The sequence below is a fragment of the Proteiniphilum acetatigenes DSM 18083 genome (genome assembly GCF_000380985.1).
Classification (GTDB): Bacteria; Bacteroidota; Bacteroidia; order Bacteroidales; family Dysgonomonadaceae; genus Proteiniphilum; species Proteiniphilum acetatigenes.
This window is the reverse complement of the sequence record NZ_KB905693.1, coordinates 291118-308981: the sequence shown is the minus strand read 5'-3', so window position 1 is coordinate 308981 and position 17864 is coordinate 291118. Positions and strand designations below refer to the sequence as shown.

The following is a 17864-nucleotide window of genomic DNA, read 5'->3' as shown; positions in this document are numbered from 1 at the left end:
ACATCTTTAGAAATTACTTAATCAATTGTGATATCACCTTTGGTACCGAGCTCCCATTCCGCGATTGTCGCAGAGAGTTTCAATGCCGTCTTGGCAAGGGTGATATCCAACACATGGTTTTTACCTGGTTCAAAAGTGAAGACTCCTTCGTATTGGGCTTCATAGACAACACCTCCAAGCGTGATTTTCACTAACATGACTTTATTCCCGGTAGAGCCCTTCGTTTGAGGCAAGATCAACGCCTGGTAACTCAATTCGGCACCGCTATTAGGTGTAGTCAATTGAGTAGGTTCAAATGTCTGGTTATCGGATAGATTTGAAACAGTACCGTTGGATATATCCACTGTCCCCTTCTGCATGAATTCCACAAGCTCTACCACCGGACTTCCACCGCTTATCTCATTGGGAGCAAATCCTTCGCCAGGGATAATATTCACGGTCACCTTACTCAATATGTGATCGAAAGTGAGATCCACATTGGCATCCTTGTCTTCGATCTCTCCATCGGACGCGACCAGAATATCATTGGTGCGGTCGGAAGGATCGGTCTTGCCGTTCAAATCCACATCGAAGGTCTTTTCTCCGGATGCAATCCCGGTACGCGTTCCATCGGGATAAACCGCCACGATCTTGTCGCCGGTTGCAAAGTCGTCCCTGTACCATGGGGTTCCGTCTTCCGCCACCAACTTTTTCTTTCCTTCAACTTCCTGCACTACATATACTTTCGATTCGATTACATCTCCATTATTATCCAAACGGTGGAAAGTAATCTTGTCTCCAACTTCAAATCCTTCCACACTTGTGGGGCTCTCATTGAATGAGTAGGTAAGCTCCACAGGTGTCTGGTCGATCCAGTCGGTCACCTTCACACTTACCAGTACTTCCGATCCCTTTATGGTGATGAACAGATGGGTGATCTCACCGGCATTGTATTCCACATCGTGATTATATGTCACATCATAAACCCGAGTGCCTATCTTCACACGGGCCACGATTTCTCCCGCCGGGATGGTCTGTGCCTGCAAATAGGAACGTGTGGAAATTTCATTGTTGTTGGGGTTATCGAGACGAATATCACCGGTATTGGCGCCCTGCACATATACACCCTTGTTCAAACTTCCTCCGATCGTATAACCGGGCAAAGTAATTTCAGCTGTTTTAAGCTGGTCCGCGGTATAGGTGTCGGAAGTGCGCAAAGTTACGTTCACCTGTGATACGGCATGACTCATTTCAAAATGGACGGCCGTATTGCCTTTTCCACCTTTATTCTCTATCGGCGTGGCGACGATATAGTCTTTCGATTGGTTATAACCCTCTGTACCATTTATCGCGGCGTTTTCAATTGAAGCGTATATATTTCCCGTACTGGGCAGAACCTCCCAGAACAAAGGATTGGAGGCAACTGAATAACTCCAACTATCGCTCGTCGCATTGTAGGTGAAATAACCAGGTACTTCAACCCGTTCAGCTCCTACGGTCTCTTCGGTAAAAAGTCTCAATTGACTGCCATCAGGGATATTTTCATTGGTTCCTAAAGTAGGGATACCAATCCGTACTTCCGCTTCATGATCGTCGCCATCTACCCAATCAACCAATTTGGTGGTGAGCATCACCCCCGACTTTTGAATATTCAACCGTATTTCATGGTGCTGTCCCGCTTCATACGTAAACGCTGAGGCGTCTTTCACTTCATACACGTGACCGTTGATTTCCACTTTTACCAACACGTCGTTCGCGGCGATAGTCTGTGCGGGGAAAATGGCTACCCGCTCGGTAGCTCCCGGCGCTTCGGGGGTAATGTCTCCCTTGCCGGTACCAACGGTATATGCTCCAGTAGTTTCATTCAAAGACCCGGTATTGAGATAATCGGGCAAAGTCACGGTAGCTCCTTGCAGGTCCGCAGCCGTGTAAATGCCGTCAGAAGATGAGAGTTTCACCGTGACTTTTGTTCCGGCATGCTTCATCTCGAGATGTACTCCTTTATATAAATCCACACCCGTGGTTTCACCCACCAGGTAATCGTCCATCTGGGTGGTATTCAGCTTCTCGGCATACACCGAAGTGGCTCTGAAATCGACCGGTCCGGTGAAGTTTTCCCAATAAACGGGATTCTCGATGGTCCATTTGGATCCTTTGAAGATAAATGAACCACCCTTAGTATAACTATAGTCAGCATCTCCGTTATCTTTGGCATACAGCCTCAGCACGTCGTCTTCCTTGAATCCTTCGCTCTCACCTTGGGCGGTCACAACATGAACGACATCGTAATTCCTAACAGGCCCGTCCGTCCAGTCTTCAATGCTGGCGGTGATCAACGCCGGCGTGGTCTTGAGGGTGAGGTTGAAGGTGTATTTGGTTCCGCCTTTCAATTCGAGGCCGGCATCCATTTTTGCGGTATAAACTCCACCATTGTCGGTAGTTACTTCAAATGTAACACCCTCGCCGGCTTCCCGGGGCAAGAGGATGGCTTGTCCTGTGTTGTTCGACAATGGGATGTTGATGGCATTCACACTTGCGGCATCGGGTGTCAACACATCGGTCAACAGGTTATAACTACCTGTGGTCTTCATCCCTTTAATTGCCAACTGACTGCCACCTAAATCAATAGGGCTTCCGGCTTCTGTGAGCAGATTGACCGTCACAAGGGTCAGGCGGTGATGGAACACCAAATGGGCTTCTTTATTATCCTTGCTATTGGCTGTAGAGCCATCCTTGTTCTCATGGACGGCTGTCATCAAATCCAAAGCGGCAATATCGCCTTGTCCCGACACGTTCACCGGATAATTGGGATAATCAGTGAGTCCTGTATAGGGATAATAGGCTTTGAAGGTCACTTCGCTACCATTGATGGGATAATACATCTTTTGTCCTTCCGTTTCGGGATTGAAAGCTACATCACCCGATCCGGCGGCGACAGCTTTATACTGGTTATTGGTATAGATAGGTGTCGTGGGGGTTGACGTGCTTAACATCGTGACGCCAATCAGGTCGTCGGCTGCCCATGTGTCATTGGCGGCACGGGTGGTAGATTGGGCATCTACAGAGATTGTGGTGCCCCCCGTGAGCACCACGGCATCTTTCACATCGTTGGTAGAAGGAGTGAAGTCTTCGCTATTGCAACCAGTGGCCAACAGGGTCAACAAGGCTCCTCCCAACAGTGATTTACATATATTTAAAAATGATTTATGTCTCATATCTGATCAATATTTATTGTTTGCTCGGTTTTGCTAAATTGGACTCTCCCACAACGGTATGATCCAGGGTATATCCGGCATCATACGTGCTGTGTTTCGAGAGTTTAATGTAATTCAACATCGATATCGGGTTCTTTATTCCAATCCACGATGGACGCTGTGAGTTCCACTCCTGTCTTGTTTAAAGTCAGGTTCAGCATATTGTGTGCGCCGGCGGCAAAGAGCTTATCAGCGGGCAACTTCACCTGGAACTCGGCATCATTCAGTTTCACCGTAACCATCACACTATTGCCAGTAATGTTTTGTGGCATCACGAAGGCTTCGTAGCTCGACACGACGGTCTTGCCTGTCACGGAATAGACCTTGTCTAACTTCGACGGGGTGAATGCGGCAGTAGCAGCACCGTCAGGAGTGGCTGTGCCGTTGATTACATCCACAATACCCGACAATTGGAAGTTGTTCATCTCAACCTCGGCAAGCATTATCTCATCGGAAGTGAATCCTTCCCCTGCGATCAGGTTGATAGAGACTTTACTCAACACGTGTTTGAACTCAAAAGCCACATCGCCCTCGGCTTGTATTTCACCTAAATTCCTGTCTGCTACGGGAGCCGCTACCATAATATCGTCGGCATGAGCATTCGTGGTTCCAGAACTCTTTACCGTCCAGTTGAACGTATTCTCTCCGGCTGCAAGCGCGGAAGCAGTTGCGGGATATACGGCGGCTATCAAGTCGCCGGTTTTGAAATCATCCCTGTACCAGGGAGTTCCTACCGGGCTAAGAGTGCCGTTATCGGGGCCGCCGACATACTTATATATATTGCTGATAGCATCCACGGCATCACCGTGAGCATTCAGTTTATAAAATTTAATTTGATCCTCATTTTCAAAACCTGCGGAAGTTTTGTTGGATACGGAGAAGAAGAGGCCTTCGAACTCAAGGGCAGGCAATTCAGTCCATCCGGTCACATCCACGCTTACACTCAATCCTGTCTTCTCGATGGTGATGATGAGGTTGGTCACCTTGCCCGCCTCATAAAGGATGTCGGCCGCGGTGGCTCCCCCTTGCAACTTCACATCTTCGGGTTTCACCGTATAGGTGCGTCCGTCAATTTCAATAGTCACCAGGTCTTTACCTATGGCAATGGTTTGTGGTTGCAGGTAAGAAGCGCTATTGTAGGTAACTTCGGTAGCATCGCTTGTTTTGGTGGGTTTAGCCAGTGCGATGGTTCCTTTGTTTGAGCCCGGCACATATACCCCTTTGTCCAACTTACCGCCAATGGCGTAATTGGGTAAGGTGATATTGGCACCTAGCAGCTTATCTTCGAGATAAGTATTGGAACGGAGTATCACATTCACTTTCGCCACCTGATGTGCCAATTGGAAGTTCAACGCGGTATTGTCGGTTCCTCCCTTATTGACGATAGGAGTAGCCACGATATAGTCGGGCGATTGGTTATTACCCTCGGCGGCATCTACAGCCGGCCGGGTGATGGAGGCATAGAGATTACCGTCAGCCGGGATGTCTTCCCAGTAAAGCGGTGCCGATGGACCGTTATATGTCCAGGTATCAGCGGCTTCGTTGTAAACAAAATTACCGGGAAGGGTGATACGGTCGGCCTCATTGCCGGAGAAGAGATAGAGTTGATCGCCATCCACTAAGTCACCACTGTTATTATCAAGGCTAGCCTCGCCTATGCGCACCTCTTTAAACTCTATGGTTTCTTCAATCCAAGGTTTGATGATTGTGCTCATTTCCACTTTGGCCTTACTTGCATCAAGTACCAGCGTGTAAGCATATCCTTTTTTGTATGCAAAATTATCGGTTCCGTCGGCTTTCACCTCATAAAGGCGACCGTTGATAGAGACGGTAAGGATATTCTCTCCGTTGGCAATGGTTTGCGGAGGGAAGATGGCCACGCCTTCTTCGGGGATGATATCCCCGCGGGTAGTACCCGGCACGAATTCCCCTTTATCGTTATAAGAACCCGAATTCAGGTAATTGGGCAGAATCACCGTAGCAGCGTCCAAATCGGCTTTAGTGAAAGTACCGTCGGAAGATTCCAATACTACAGTTACTTTAGAGCCCACATGCTCCAATTCGAGGTTCACACCTGTATAAGGACTCACCTCCACCTCCTTGGAGATAAGGATATCGTCCATCTGCGAGTCGTTGAGCGCTTTTTCAAGGATCGTGGCTCCTTTAAACAGAGTGGGACTACCGGTAATACTTTCCCAATAAATGGGAGATCCGGGGGTCCATTTGTTATTTCCTTCGTATGTGAAGTTCTCAAGGAGTCCGAACTTACCATCGGTTCCTTCTTTCAGGAACAGATCGAGAGAATGTCCCGTCTCGAATCCTTTGGTAATGCCCAGTCCCGTAACCACGCGGATCACATCGAAATGGCGGGTGGGCCCTTCAATCCAAGGCTCAATGGTGGCGCTTATCTCAGCAGGCGATTTCAAGCGAAGGTGGAAAGTATGCACATATCCCTCTTTGAATTCGAAATCACTGCTTAATGCCGCGGTATATTTTCCCCCGTCAGTCGTGGTGATCACAAATTCCACCCCCTCGCCCGCGGGACGGGGAAGGATGATCCCTTCTGCCTTCGCATTGGAGACCGGGAAAGAGATATCCGCACCAGGAAGGTTATTATCCACAATAAGGCTTTCACTCAAAAGATCGTAGCTCGCTTCAGTCTTCAAGCCCTTCATCGTCACGTCTACTCCCTCGAGGATGGAGATGCTCTCGTTATCGGTGGAGAGGTTCACCACCACCTTTGCCAAACGGTGATAGAAATGCAATTTCACGTTAGGGTCTTTGGTGGAGGTGCCCGAAAGGTGCTCCGCCGTCATCAGGTCGATATCCGGCAGGTTGGTTTGGTCTTTGGTAGATACCGGGATCACCAAGTTCGACGGGAGATCCTTTTTATACGGATAGTAGGCTTTGAAAGCCACCTCTTCGTCGCTGGTGGGAAAATAAATGATCTGCGAAGCATTGTTGGGGGAGAACTTATCGTCGCCGGAAGTTGTATATCCAAAGTTACGGTAAGGAGCGATCACTTCAAGCGACTGCGGGTTGACCATCGTCACGCCAATCACATCACCCTCATCCCACACATCATTTGTTGCCCGGGTACTGCTCTTCAAATTGTCGGCTCCGGACTTCAACAGTCCCCCCGCCTCGGCGGAGATACGGGCTTCCACGCCATTCTCAGCGTTTGGCGGTATCACATCATTCGTGCAAGCCACAGCAAAAAGGGCTGCGATCGCACTCAAAAAGATAAGTTTAAAAAAAGATGTCTTCATATGTTTTATATGTTTTTATTTTCTATCTGACCATTGAATTGCCACAATTCTTAGACCGGTTTCACATCTATCCATTCTTCGGGCCCCGCTTGCCAATCCTCTATATCGGCAGTGAAATCGGCTCCGGTACGAAGCACAATACGAATAATCCAAGGGGTAGTCACTTCTTTGGTATGAAAACCAGCAAGATCGTCAGCGATCTCATAGTTGAAATCTCTCTTGAAACCATCCTTATAGTGAATGGTCAACACCAGATTCTGGTCCGCATTACCATCCAATCCCAACAGGCGGTACGAATCGGTATAAAAGCCGTCCTTATCCACTTCATCCAATGCATAAGCCGCATAACCTGTGCTCAATGCCGGATAACGATCCCGTTCCCCGTTTTCAATAAAGGCGTTGTGCAGTTCACGGGAGAGGGTGATACCGTCTACAGTGGCTGTCACAGATTCCACCAAATCGGCATTTTGCCCTTCAATCTTCACCTTTAGCGTAAGTATGCGAGTTTGGATATAAGTAGGAACATCGTAATTGATGATACCCCAATCCTCTAATCCACCATCGACATTAAAATCGATATAGCCTCCTACAAAGTCACCCGGATCGCCGGCAGCTCCATCGGTGGAACTAACAGATACCACCGTTCCGAAGTGTAATCCTACCTGCTCGTTCTCTCCTTTCAGGGAAAAGGCTCTGTATTGTCCTTTGGTCAGTTCCAGGATATTATCCGGCCCTACTTCGGTCTTGCGCCATTCTCCACCGGGATACATCACAGAGGTATTCGTATTGGGCAGAAACTCATTCTTTTTCTGTTGCAATTCCACCGGTACGATAGGAGTGATGGTGTATAATCCCGGACAGTTTTCCGTGTCGTAATCGGACTTAATGCAAGATGCCAAAAGTAAAAGCAGGGAGACGCTTGCTATTTTACAGATATTCTTCATCATTGCTTTTCTTTCAATATTTTGATATATTCCATGTTATTTTTTCCTTCGGGTGTAGAGAGATCCGCTTTCTCCATATATTTTTCGGCAGACTCCAAATCGCCCCGTTCCAATGCCGCCGCCGCGGCGTTGAGGTTTGCATCGGGATTGTCGGGATAGGTCTTTACGGCGGTTTCTATCAACCGGTAATACTCATCCGACCCTTTCCCGCTCAGCAATGCGGCATCGAACATCTCCCTCAAACTCAATTGGGATGGATCTTTTTTCACAATATCACGGGCTTCTTGGGCCGCGTAATCGCGAACGATATATTCAATCTCGTAGTTGGTATGACGTAATACCGGAAACCAGTTACGCATCATATGCCGGAAAGCTTCATGCATCCGTTTTAATTCGGTTTCCTTCACATCGGGCTCCACGTCACTCTTGGCAATCTCAAGGATACGCGCCTTCTGTGGTAATTGAGAATTTTCAGCCAAACGGATAAATCCTTCCCAATTTTCGGGAGTGGAATTGGTTTGAATGATCTTTTCGGGAAGGTTGAATTTCTTGATGATATACTCCTTCAACGCCTTGGTACGTCCGTCAGCCAAATACACATTATGTTTATAAACTCCTTCGGGCGATGCAAAACCATGTAGCTTGATACTTTGGACATCGCTTGGGGCGAAGCCCTTCAAGGTACTGTCGATTTTAGCCAACTCAATTGAGTTGCGCATATAATCGGGATAAATCACGATTTGGTTGATGGGAAAATCGATATACGCCTGACCTTTGAGTATGCGACGCTTCACCGGTTCCGGTTCGGGGGCGCGGTAAAGAATGTTGGGCAGCACCACCGGCTGAGGCACGTCGATATGGGTAAGTGCAAGGAAATCGATCTCTTCCGATTGATTCCCGCATCCGCAAAAGTCTTGTTCTAACACCAATTCCGCCTTATCCATCCAATCCTCGGAAGGAAGAGATGCAGTATATGCGATAACCTGTTCTTCACCGCTTGCTCTTCGGAATAACTGTTCTGAATCATCAGGTAAAAGATTATTCCGTTCAGATATAATCTGACGTTTCCTGCCATACACATGAACCGACGGCAATACATTCTGATTATCATTTCCTTTTATAATAGGAGTGAATGTAACCATCCTGTTAGATGAAACCTTGAAATTTTCCGGCAAGATGATATCCATGTCGACAGACAAGATACGATCGTCAGACAACTGTACGGAGAGGTTTTCCACCCGTACCGGATTGTCGGAAGACGACTGTCCCCGTAATGTGACGAAACTCAAGAAAAAGAGCGTGATTATGAATATATTTCTCATTTGATCTTTATTTTAGAATACATAAACAATACTTAGTGCCGCTTTAGTAGGACCGAAATAGTGTTTATCCTTGTCCTTGTCGAGACGCTTTCCACAGTCGCCGCACTGATACCTGTCGTAATTAATGTAAGCATATCCTGCTCCAAGAGTTGCCTCAAGGTTCCAATGTTTTGACAGCACCCATTGATAACCATAAGAAACACCACCTCCAATAAACTCACCCTCATATCGGTGTGTCTTGAGGCCGGGATACATTCCGAAAGGAAGCTTAATTCCCGCCAGATTAAAGAGCCCTCCATGCAGATGAACCCCTAAGAATGAACCGGAGAATTTCTCACAGAACCAAAATCGGTACTCGGGTTGCAAATACAAATGTTTGATCAATTTGCCGTCACTCAACTCCCATGGGTTCCAGTGCATATAAAGCTCCAGCGTATTTTTGGGAGCTGTCCCTATCTCCGCCGCCAAACTCATCGTGGTGGTGGCATCTGCCATTATATTTGTCTTAATGGCGGCTTTTTGTGCCGATATGCCGTTAAAACTGAACAACATCACAATAGCGATAATTAATTGTTTTGATTTATCCATCTCTTTTGTTTCCAAATAGTTTTAAATAACAAAGCCGTGTATATCTTTCTATTACCTATTTACTTATTTAACTAACCTATTTAAAAATGCTTTAACATCGATACTCCTAATGATATCTTAATTGCTAACGACCTTATGACTGTGCTTAAACGAGTTATGGTTTGGCTTCAAAATTTATATTTGATGCCAATCTTTATCATCATATGACAATGGTGGCATCGCAGTGGTCATTATCAATTATTAGGTAAGCATTAACTAAGAAAAAAATAAGCGCTATCTCTTATTTCTAATAAGACTATCTTCTTTCATAATAATTTGCTGACAAAAAAAAGACCCCAAGATATTATAAAACAACATCTTATCTTTTACACAATTCTAATAAATCAATATCGATTTTTAAAGCACCACAAAAGTCATATTTTAGCCACTAATATCAAAAAAAAGACATATCGAAAAATAAAAAGAAGATACTACATAGATACAACATATAATTTAATTATCTGTATATATGAATATTAAAAGACAACCTGCAAAAAATATACTGTGGAAAAAATCCACAGTATACAAATTTATTCATGTCTTAAATATCATATTGCCAGAATTGTTGAAAAAAATATTTAATTTCGCAATAGTTTTTTTCCGGAAGGGTGAAAATCTTTTATTTTATAAAGGAAATTCCATAAAAAATAACAGATTCCTGTTTCTTGATAATCGCTGAATCGTAAAAAACCCCTATCACTATCATATATAATATATAATAGATATTACACATTTATTAAAAACAAAAAGGAGTTTGAAGAAACTAAAAAAACAATTATGAAATTAATCTTCTTTGCATTTGTATTATTGATAATTGGATCCAGCATATATGGTCAGGATATTGTACCGGAAAAAGTCAAAAAAGTAGATAGCTTATTAACGGTTGCATCAGCTGAAGTCTCTAACGTGAATCCAATAGGGGTAATTGAATCTGCAACCAAAGCTTTAACATTAAGCAGGGAAATCAATTACTCAAGAGGAAAGGCAATGTCTTCTTTTTATATCGGACAGGTCCTTATTTATATGGGAGATTATGAAAAATCGCTGGAATACCTACAACTCTCTCAAAAAGAAAAATACACATCGAAAAATGATATCATAAAATCAGAGATCTGCAGGATCAAGGGACAAGTATTTTTCTATTTGGGATTAAAGGAAGCTTCATTTCGTGAATTCCAAAAGGCTTACGAATACGCAATACGGATTAAAGAAAAAAAAGAACGTGACCGCTATGTGAGCTTGGCTTATGAAAATCTCGGCATAGCATATACAGCAGTGAGAAATAAGCCTGACTCAACCTTTTATTTTTATAGAAAGAATAAGGAGCTACTCGACAAAACGGACGAAAACCTTACATTCAGAAACAAAATCAACCTTTACACCCTTATTGGTAATTATTATAGGGATAAAGAGGTGTTCGACTCTGCAACCGTATGGTACAATCAGGCAAACTCACTCATTACCAAATATGATTATCCTTACTCCTCATGGCTCTGCGCACATTGGAGTGACCTCCATTTAATGAAGGGAGAACCCGACGCTGCCCTCAATTGCGTCAAAAAAGGATTGGAATGTGCAAAAAGGACAAATCTCAGAAATGAATTACCAGGATTATATCAAAAAATAACGACTATCTATTCCAAAAATGGAATGGAAGACTCCGCGCGCTTTTATCAAAACATGTACCAAGAAATCTCAGATGAGCTCTCCACCTCAAGAGAAGGAGCCACGGAGAAAGCCATGCAACTCCTTTTAGAAGAGGAACGTAAATATGCGCAGATGAGATTCAACAAGACACTCTCCATCATCGTTTATTCCATAATCGCCACGTTGTTGGGTATCTATCTATTCTGGCAACAATGGAGAAAAAGGAAAAAAGCAATACTGGAAGCAACAGAGCGAGAAGTATCCGTATTGCAAGACAAACTGAACGATGCCTTTGATGAGGTGATAGAATTGGCCAGAGAAAATGATCCCTCCTTTCTTGCACGGTTTAGAATGATATATCCCGAATTCATCAATAACTTGCTCAAGGCACATCCTCAATTAATTGAGTCTGAGCTGTGGCTCTGCGCGATGGTTTATTTAAATTTCTCCTCGAAAGAGATTGCCCAATACGCCTTCATTACACACCGTTCGGTGCAAACCCGGAAGAGCCGGTTAAGAAAGAAATTGGGTATTCCTGCCGATGTCGATTTATATCAATATATGATATCTCTTTCCTAGATCAATAGATCTTCCTCCCCTTTGCAAAATATCACAGCAGTAGAATTGGTGTTCTTCTGAACTATTATAGGTCATAAAATATTGTCAATCGGAAACTTTAGCTACATACATGTAACTTACGAGAATTGAAAAAAGGAGAACCTTTTCTTCCGAAGAAGAGCATGTACTCCTTTTCCAGCATCTTACGCATTTGGGATAATAAAAAAGGTATAAACCGTTCTTTTATTCCAGTTCTTTAATCTTGATATTCTGGAACCACACCTCGTCGCCATGATCCTGCAGGAGGAGCAATCCCTCTTCGGCATTGCCGAAATTGGGCCAGTCCTTGTATTTGCTGAAGTTCACCAAGGCTTCCCACATCTGGTTGTTCCGCTCGTATTCAATAATTTTCACGCCGTTCAACCAGTGTTCCACATGACTCCCCTTGACAACCACCATAGCGGTGTTGAAGAATCCGTTGCGAAAAGGTTTATCTTTCGGGGCAGGTATCAGGTCGTAGAGTGAACCCAATGTCCGGTTCCCCTCAACACCCAGCTTCGCGTCGGGGTGCCGCCTGTCGTCCAGTATCTGGAATTCACAACCGATGGCCGATCCTTCCCCTTTATTCAGGTTGGTATCCACAAAATATTTAATCCCGCTATTAGCACCTTCAGTAATCCTGAAATCTACTTTCAGCATAAAGTTCTTGTAGGGGCGGGTGGTAACGATATCGCCTCCGTTGGTAGATTCGCCCCCGCCGCTTTTATGCACTTTCAGCACACCGTTATCGATAGACCATCCTTTTTCGGGAAAATGATCCAATTTCGCACCTCGCCATCCTTCGGTGGTCTTGCCGTCCCACAGCAGCTTCCATCCCTCCGCCGCTTCGCGTTCAGAGATAGTATTGGCGATTGTATTGATCTGCTTCACTTTATCATTTTCAGGGGTTCTAAACCGCTCCAGATCTTGTGTAAGTATCCTGATATTGCGCCAGGCGACAGTCTTTCCTTCCAGGTCGGCATTACCGATAGAATGCACCTGCAGGGCAATAAAACCCGATAGTGTGGTATTATCCAGCAGGTCGGTGCAGGGAACGCCGTTCACCCATGTACGGATAGAGCTGCCAATAGCCTCGATACGGGCTTTGTTCCACTCTCCGTTTTTGAATGCTTTCTGCCCTTCCGGATTGTAGTTCATTGGGTAGAGCCATCCGCGACGCGCTTCATCATAGATACCTCCCGTCCATGCCCTGGGGGAAGGATCGATTTCGAACTGGTAACCATGGACACGACCGTTCTGGTACTCTTTCAGGCTGTTACTGCGAAACTGGACACCGGAATTCAGACCGTCGTCGACCTTGAACTCAAATTCCAGGATAAAATCGTTATACACCTTTTTGGTGGCAAGAAAAGTGTTGGGGGTATTCATTTTGGAAATACCGATAATGGAATTGTCCTGTATTTTGTATTCTGCAGTACCGTTCAGTTTTTCCCATCCGCGCAGGTTACGCCCATTGAACAGGTTTTCCCATTTCGGCTCCTGTGCCCATGCCGAAACAGTTACTATCACTGCCAAAATTGATATTACTATTTTTTTTATCATTACTTTTGTTTGTTGAAGTTAGAAATTAGAAGTGGAGAAGCCCAAGAAGTGGAGAAGTGGGAAGGTGAAAAGATTGGGAGACCGGGAGAATGAAAAGTTGGACAATTCCCACATCCCATATCCCAAATCTTCAATTTCCTGTCTTGACTCCTGGCTCTAAAATTTAAATCTTATAAAAATCTTCCCATCCTTTTCTGGGTGGCTCTCCGGTGAGGTAAGCATCTGCAAAGGCATCGTTGGTCACCCGCCTGGTTTCACGGTCGAACACGATTTTCCGGTTCAATTTCTGTGCTGCTACACCCAGGCAAAACACCTGACTTAATGGGGCAGATATTTCAAACGGGGAACGTGTTTTCTCCTTGCCCTGGCAAGCCAGTAAGAAATTGGCGAAATGGTCGGAAGGGCTCTTCGGCACTTCGGGGAGGTCTTTCTCCATAGCCTTCGCCTTCTCTTCCGGAATGATGCTTAGCGTGCTGCCATGCGATCCACCTTTGAAGGTAAGTTCCTTACTATAGATCTCTTTACCCGGATTCAATTTGGCCGGCTGTATCTGTCCGCCGCCCACGGAGGGGATATTGGGATCGAGTTCCGATACGCCGTATCCTTCGGGTACAGACGGGATATTGTCCAGACCATCATACCAGGTGATAACCAGCGGCGGCATGTTGCCCCGTGCCGGAAATTTGAATTCTATGGTGCTCGACATCGGGAAGAAATAATCGTTATGATCTTTCAGTTTCAATGGAGTGACTTCTTCCGGTAGACCCAGATCGAGGAATTCGTGCACCGTGTCGATAATATGTGCTCCCCAATCTCCCAGGGCTCCCATCCCAAAATCATACCAGCAGCGCCACTGCCCGTAATGGAAATCTTTGTTGTAGTCATGGTATCGCTGTGCCATCAACCATATGTCCCAATCCAGCGTTTCGGGGATAGGTTCGGCAGCAGGAAATTTTTTGATATTGGGATCCCATCCGTGCCAGCGACGCGGGTTGTTCATATGCGCCGTGACAGCCGTCACATCTTTGATAATACCTGCCTCTTTCCAGGCTTTAAACTGGAAATAGTTGGCCTCCGAATGGCCCTGGTTACCCATCTGAGTGACTACATTCGGATACTTCTTTGCCGCTTTCAGGAGCAGTTCCGATTCATGAAAAGTACGTGTCAAGGGTTTTTCCACGTAAACATGTTTGCCTTCGGCCATCGACATCATCACTGCGGGAAAATGTGCGAAATCGGGTGTGGCAATAGCTACCGCCTCAATCTCATTGCCCATCTTGTCGAACATTTCCCGGAAATCCTTGAAACGTTTTGCTTTCGGGAACTTGTCGAGCGCCTTCTTTGTATGTTCGGCACCCAAATCCACGTCGCAAAGGGCGACCACGTTGGCCAATCCTGTCTTGTCGAAATCATTAATGATTTCCCATCCCCTGTTTCCGATACCGATATGGGCCAGGTTCACCTTCTTATTGGCACCTACAACCCTGCTGTAACTTGCGGCATTCATTTTAGTCGATATGCCGCCCATAGCAAGCCCTGCTGATGCCAGAGCCGCATTTCTGATAAATTCTCTTCTCGTTGTCATGATATGTATATATGGAGTTTATAGAATTATGCAAACCGGTCTTTATGTGCCCACAAACCGAGTGCGGGACTTGAAATATAGTAGACCTCCTCTCCGTCGTCGAGCATATTAAAGCCCTCTTTGAGGCGCAAGGGATCATACTTCTGCATAATCTCATCGATATCGCCCCAATGGAAACCGACGCTCTCTATCTCTTCCCGCGTAAGATTCCAGGCCTCTTTACCGGGACAGTAGGTGACAGAAAAACGCCCTTCAGAAGATCCGTGAATAAGATGTGCTGCTGCACCCAGATTATTCCTGAGTTCCTGGTTTTCGGATACCGCTTTCAAAGTATAATCCGTTCCGAAATAGCCATATTTACGGATCAGCAAATCAATAGCTTTGTCTTCTCCGAATTCTTTCAATGCCGGAGCCAGTACGATCAGTTCACCTCGGTCGGCAATAGCCATCCGTGTGCGGTAGATCGATTTATTCCCTAACCATGTGCTTTTAAATTCGGTAGGATCGAGCCATACAATCACCTTCTTCAATGGTTTTTCCACCATCACGAAGTTGACCTGCAAAGAGAGCCGGGCTGCACGGTCGAATACCTCTAAGTCGTCCCCCACAAACAGACCGTAGGTCTGCTGCACTCCTTCGGAATTTACCCCTACTACAGTCAGGACATACACGATTGGCAGTTCTTTCAAATACTTTTCAGTCGCATAGTTAAATACACGCCTTACCGGAGTATCTGATTTACCCATCATCCGCTCCATACCATATACTGCCCCTATATAATGACTCTTGTTGATCCCTTCACTCCCGCCGGTCCCGACCAGGATATTCTTGTTGTAGTTGGCCATCCCCACCACTTCGTGGGGTACTACCTGTCCGATAGATAGGATAAGGTCGAAACCGCCTTCTACCAGCAACCTGTTTACTTGTGCCGGCCAGGAGAAATCGACTTTCCCTTCCGAGATATCACGTATGTATTCCGCCGGCACCTCACCCAACGTGATTACATCATTCCGCCAGTCATGGTCTCGAAAAAGTCCTTTAGGGGTCTTCCCGAACATATGATCGATCTGTCCTTCGGTCATGGGGGTATGGGTACCTAAAGCAGGGAGGATGTCGGTAAGTTTCTCATCATAATATCCCCATGCGATCTCGGTAAGTTCACCGGCACGACTGGGCAGGCGGGTATAATCGGGCGGAACGGCAAGAACTTTCTGCCGTTCGCCTAATTTCTCCAGTGCTTCATACAATCCTCTCCTCAGATCATCATGAGAAAGAGCAGTCGTCGGAGAACCATTTTCGTAATAGATCATCCTTTTTAAGTGAAAAGTGAATAATTAGAAAAGTGAATAATTAATAGTGAAAAATTGGGGATGTAGGATTTGGGAAGTCGGATTTAATATTTGGGATATTAATTCTCAATTCTCAACTGTCCATTCTCCATTGTCAATTATCAATTATCAAACATCATACGTGGTAGAGGCCGTATTTCCCCCGCGTCCTGTCCAGTCGGTATGGAAGAACTCACCGCGAGGTCTGTCTATCCGTTCATACTGGTGTGCACCGAAGTAATCACGCTGTGCCTGCAAAAGGTTTGCCGGGAGACGTGAGTTGCGGAACCCGTCGAAATAACACAACGCCGAAGTAAGTGCCGGCACGGGAATTCCGTTCTGCAAAGCCGTGGCACAAACTCTGCGCCAGCTTTCCTCTGCCGATAGCACTGCTTCTTTGAAGAAACCATCGAGCAACAGGTTTTCCAACGAAGGATTGTTATCGAACGCCTTTTTGATATCTCCCAGGAAACGGGAGCGGATAATGCAACCACCGCGCCACATCAGGGCGATACCTCCGTAATTAAGGTTCCAGTCATATTCTTTGGCTGCGTCCATCATCAGGTCGTAACCCTGTGCATAGGAGATAATTTTGGCGCCATAAAGCGCTTTCTCCAGGTCATTGATGAATTGCTGTTTATCACCTTTGAAACCGGATTTTTTTCCGGAGATGACTTCCGAAGCTTTTACCCTCAGATCTTTTTGAGCCGAGAGACAACGCGAAAAGACCGACTCGCCGATCAGTGTAAGCGGAATACCCAGATCGAGCGCTGTCACAGCAGTCCATTTACCGGTACCTTTCTGGCCTGCGGTATCAAGGATTTTTTCTACCAATGGACTTCCATCCTCATCCTTATACGCCATGATATCTGTGGTGATCTCGATCAGGTAGGAATCCAGCACGCCGCTGTTCCACCTTTTGAATACTTCATGCTGCTCAAAAGCATCCATGCCGAGCAGTTCTTTCATCAGGTGATATGCTTCGTTGATAATCTGCATATCGCCGTACTCGATGCCGTTGTGGACCATCTTCACGAAGTGGCCGGCGCCGTTCTCGCCCACCCAGTCGCAGCAGGGAACACCCCCATCGACTTTGGCAGCGACCGCCTGGAAGATCTCTTTCACATGAGGCCACGCTTCCGGCGATCCGCCCGGCATCATGGAAGGTCCTTTGAGGGCTCCCTCTTCACCGCCGGAAACGCCAGTACCGATATAGAGAAATCCTTTGCTCTCTACATATTTCGTTCTGCGGATGGTGTCAGGAAAATGGCTGTTCCCGCCGTCGATAATAATATCACCTGGTTCAAGCAGCGGGATGAGTTGTTCGATAAAATCGTCCACAGGCTTACCCGCTTTTACCAGCATCATCACTTTGCGGGGACGTTCTAAGGATGCTACCAACTCCTGCAGGGAGTGTGCACCGATAAAATTTTTCCCTTTTCCCCGTCCGTTGACAAACGCGTCTACTTTGTCAACCGTACGGTTGAACACGGCTACCGTATAGCCCTTACTTTCCATATTTAAGACCAGATTTTCACCCATCACGGCCAATCCGATCAATCCGATATCTGCTTTTTTATTCATTTCTATATTATTATATTCCATATTCAAAATTCAAGATTCAAGATTTGTACTTACGGCGATTGTTAATTGACTACGTCGATTTTGGCTCCGCCGAACGTTGTTTCAATTCAAAATCAGGACAAACATTGTCAACTGTCCATTCTCCATTTTCCATTTTCCATTTTC

10 protein-coding genes are annotated in these 17864 nt (G+C 45.8%); 1 reads left to right on the top strand and 9 read right to left on the bottom strand.

Annotated elements, in window-relative coordinates; genetic code table 11:
• Window positions 1-17 precede the first annotated feature (17 nt).
• The 5 genes from F597_RS0103285 to F597_RS0103260 all read right to left on the bottom strand — a co-directional run bounded on the left by F597_RS0103285 (window position 18) and on the right by F597_RS0103260 (window position 9356).
• A complete protein-coding gene (locus tag F597_RS0103285) occupies window positions 18-3194 on the bottom strand; it encodes a fimbrillin family protein (protein WP_019538287.1) in 3177 nt (1058 codons plus the stop codon).
• A 104-nt stretch (window positions 3195-3298) separates the two neighbouring features.
• Complete coding sequence (locus F597_RS0103275) at window positions 3299-6502, bottom strand: fimbrillin family protein (RefSeq protein WP_019538285.1); 3204 nt, start codon at window positions 6500-6502, stop codon at window positions 3299-3301.
• Window positions 6503-6552: 50 nt separating this feature from the next.
• Window positions 6553-7449 carry a hypothetical protein gene (locus tag F597_RS0103270; RefSeq protein WP_026327073.1) on the bottom strand — a complete coding sequence of 299 codons (897 nt, stop codon included), beginning with the start codon at window positions 7447-7449 and terminating at the stop codon, window positions 6553-6555.
• Window positions 7446-8768 carry a DUF3868 domain-containing protein gene (locus F597_RS20050; RefSeq protein ID WP_019538283.1) on the bottom strand — a complete coding sequence of 441 codons (1323 nt, stop codon included), beginning with the start codon at window positions 8766-8768 and terminating at the stop codon, window positions 7446-7448. The genes F597_RS0103270 and F597_RS20050 overlap by 4 nt, the downstream gene beginning before the upstream one ends.
• 12 nt (window positions 8769-8780) lie before the next feature.
• Window positions 8781-9356 carry a DUF3575 domain-containing protein gene (locus F597_RS0103260; RefSeq protein WP_044059997.1) on the bottom strand — a complete coding sequence of 192 codons (576 nt, stop codon included), beginning with the start codon at window positions 9354-9356 and terminating at the stop codon, window positions 8781-8783.
• A gap of 816 nt (window positions 9357-10172) precedes the next feature.
• Between F597_RS0103260 and F597_RS0103250 the strand changes: the two genes are divergently transcribed.
• Complete coding sequence (locus F597_RS0103250; RefSeq protein WP_019538280.1) at window positions 10173-11621, top strand: tetratricopeptide repeat protein; 1449 nt, start codon at window positions 10173-10175, stop codon at window positions 11619-11621.
• A 222-nt stretch (window positions 11622-11843) separates the two neighbouring features.
• On the opposite strand, the gene F597_RS0103245 is transcribed toward F597_RS0103250, so the two are convergent.
• From F597_RS0103245 to gnd, 4 genes are all read right to left on the bottom strand, one after another.
• A complete protein-coding gene (locus F597_RS0103245; protein ID WP_019538279.1) occupies window positions 11844-13202 on the bottom strand; it encodes a 3-keto-disaccharide hydrolase in 1359 nt (452 codons plus the stop codon).
• 163 nt (window positions 13203-13365) lie between these two features.
• Window positions 13366-14787 carry a Gfo/Idh/MocA family oxidoreductase gene (locus F597_RS0103240; protein ID WP_019538278.1) on the bottom strand — a complete coding sequence of 474 codons (1422 nt, stop codon included), beginning with the start codon at window positions 14785-14787 and terminating at the stop codon, window positions 13366-13368.
• A gap of 26 nt (window positions 14788-14813) precedes the next feature.
• Complete coding sequence (locus tag F597_RS0103235) at window positions 14814-16097, bottom strand: nickel-dependent putative hexonate epimerase (RefSeq protein WP_019538277.1); 1284 nt, start codon at window positions 16095-16097, stop codon at window positions 14814-14816.
• 147 nt (window positions 16098-16244) lie between these two features.
• The gene (gene gnd / locus F597_RS0103230) at window positions 16245-17699 is read right to left on the bottom strand and encodes a decarboxylating NADP(+)-dependent phosphogluconate dehydrogenase (RefSeq protein ID WP_026327070.1); all 1455 of its coding nucleotides are present in this window, start codon (window positions 17697-17699) and stop codon (window positions 16245-16247) included.
• Window positions 17700-17864 lie beyond the last annotated feature (165 nt).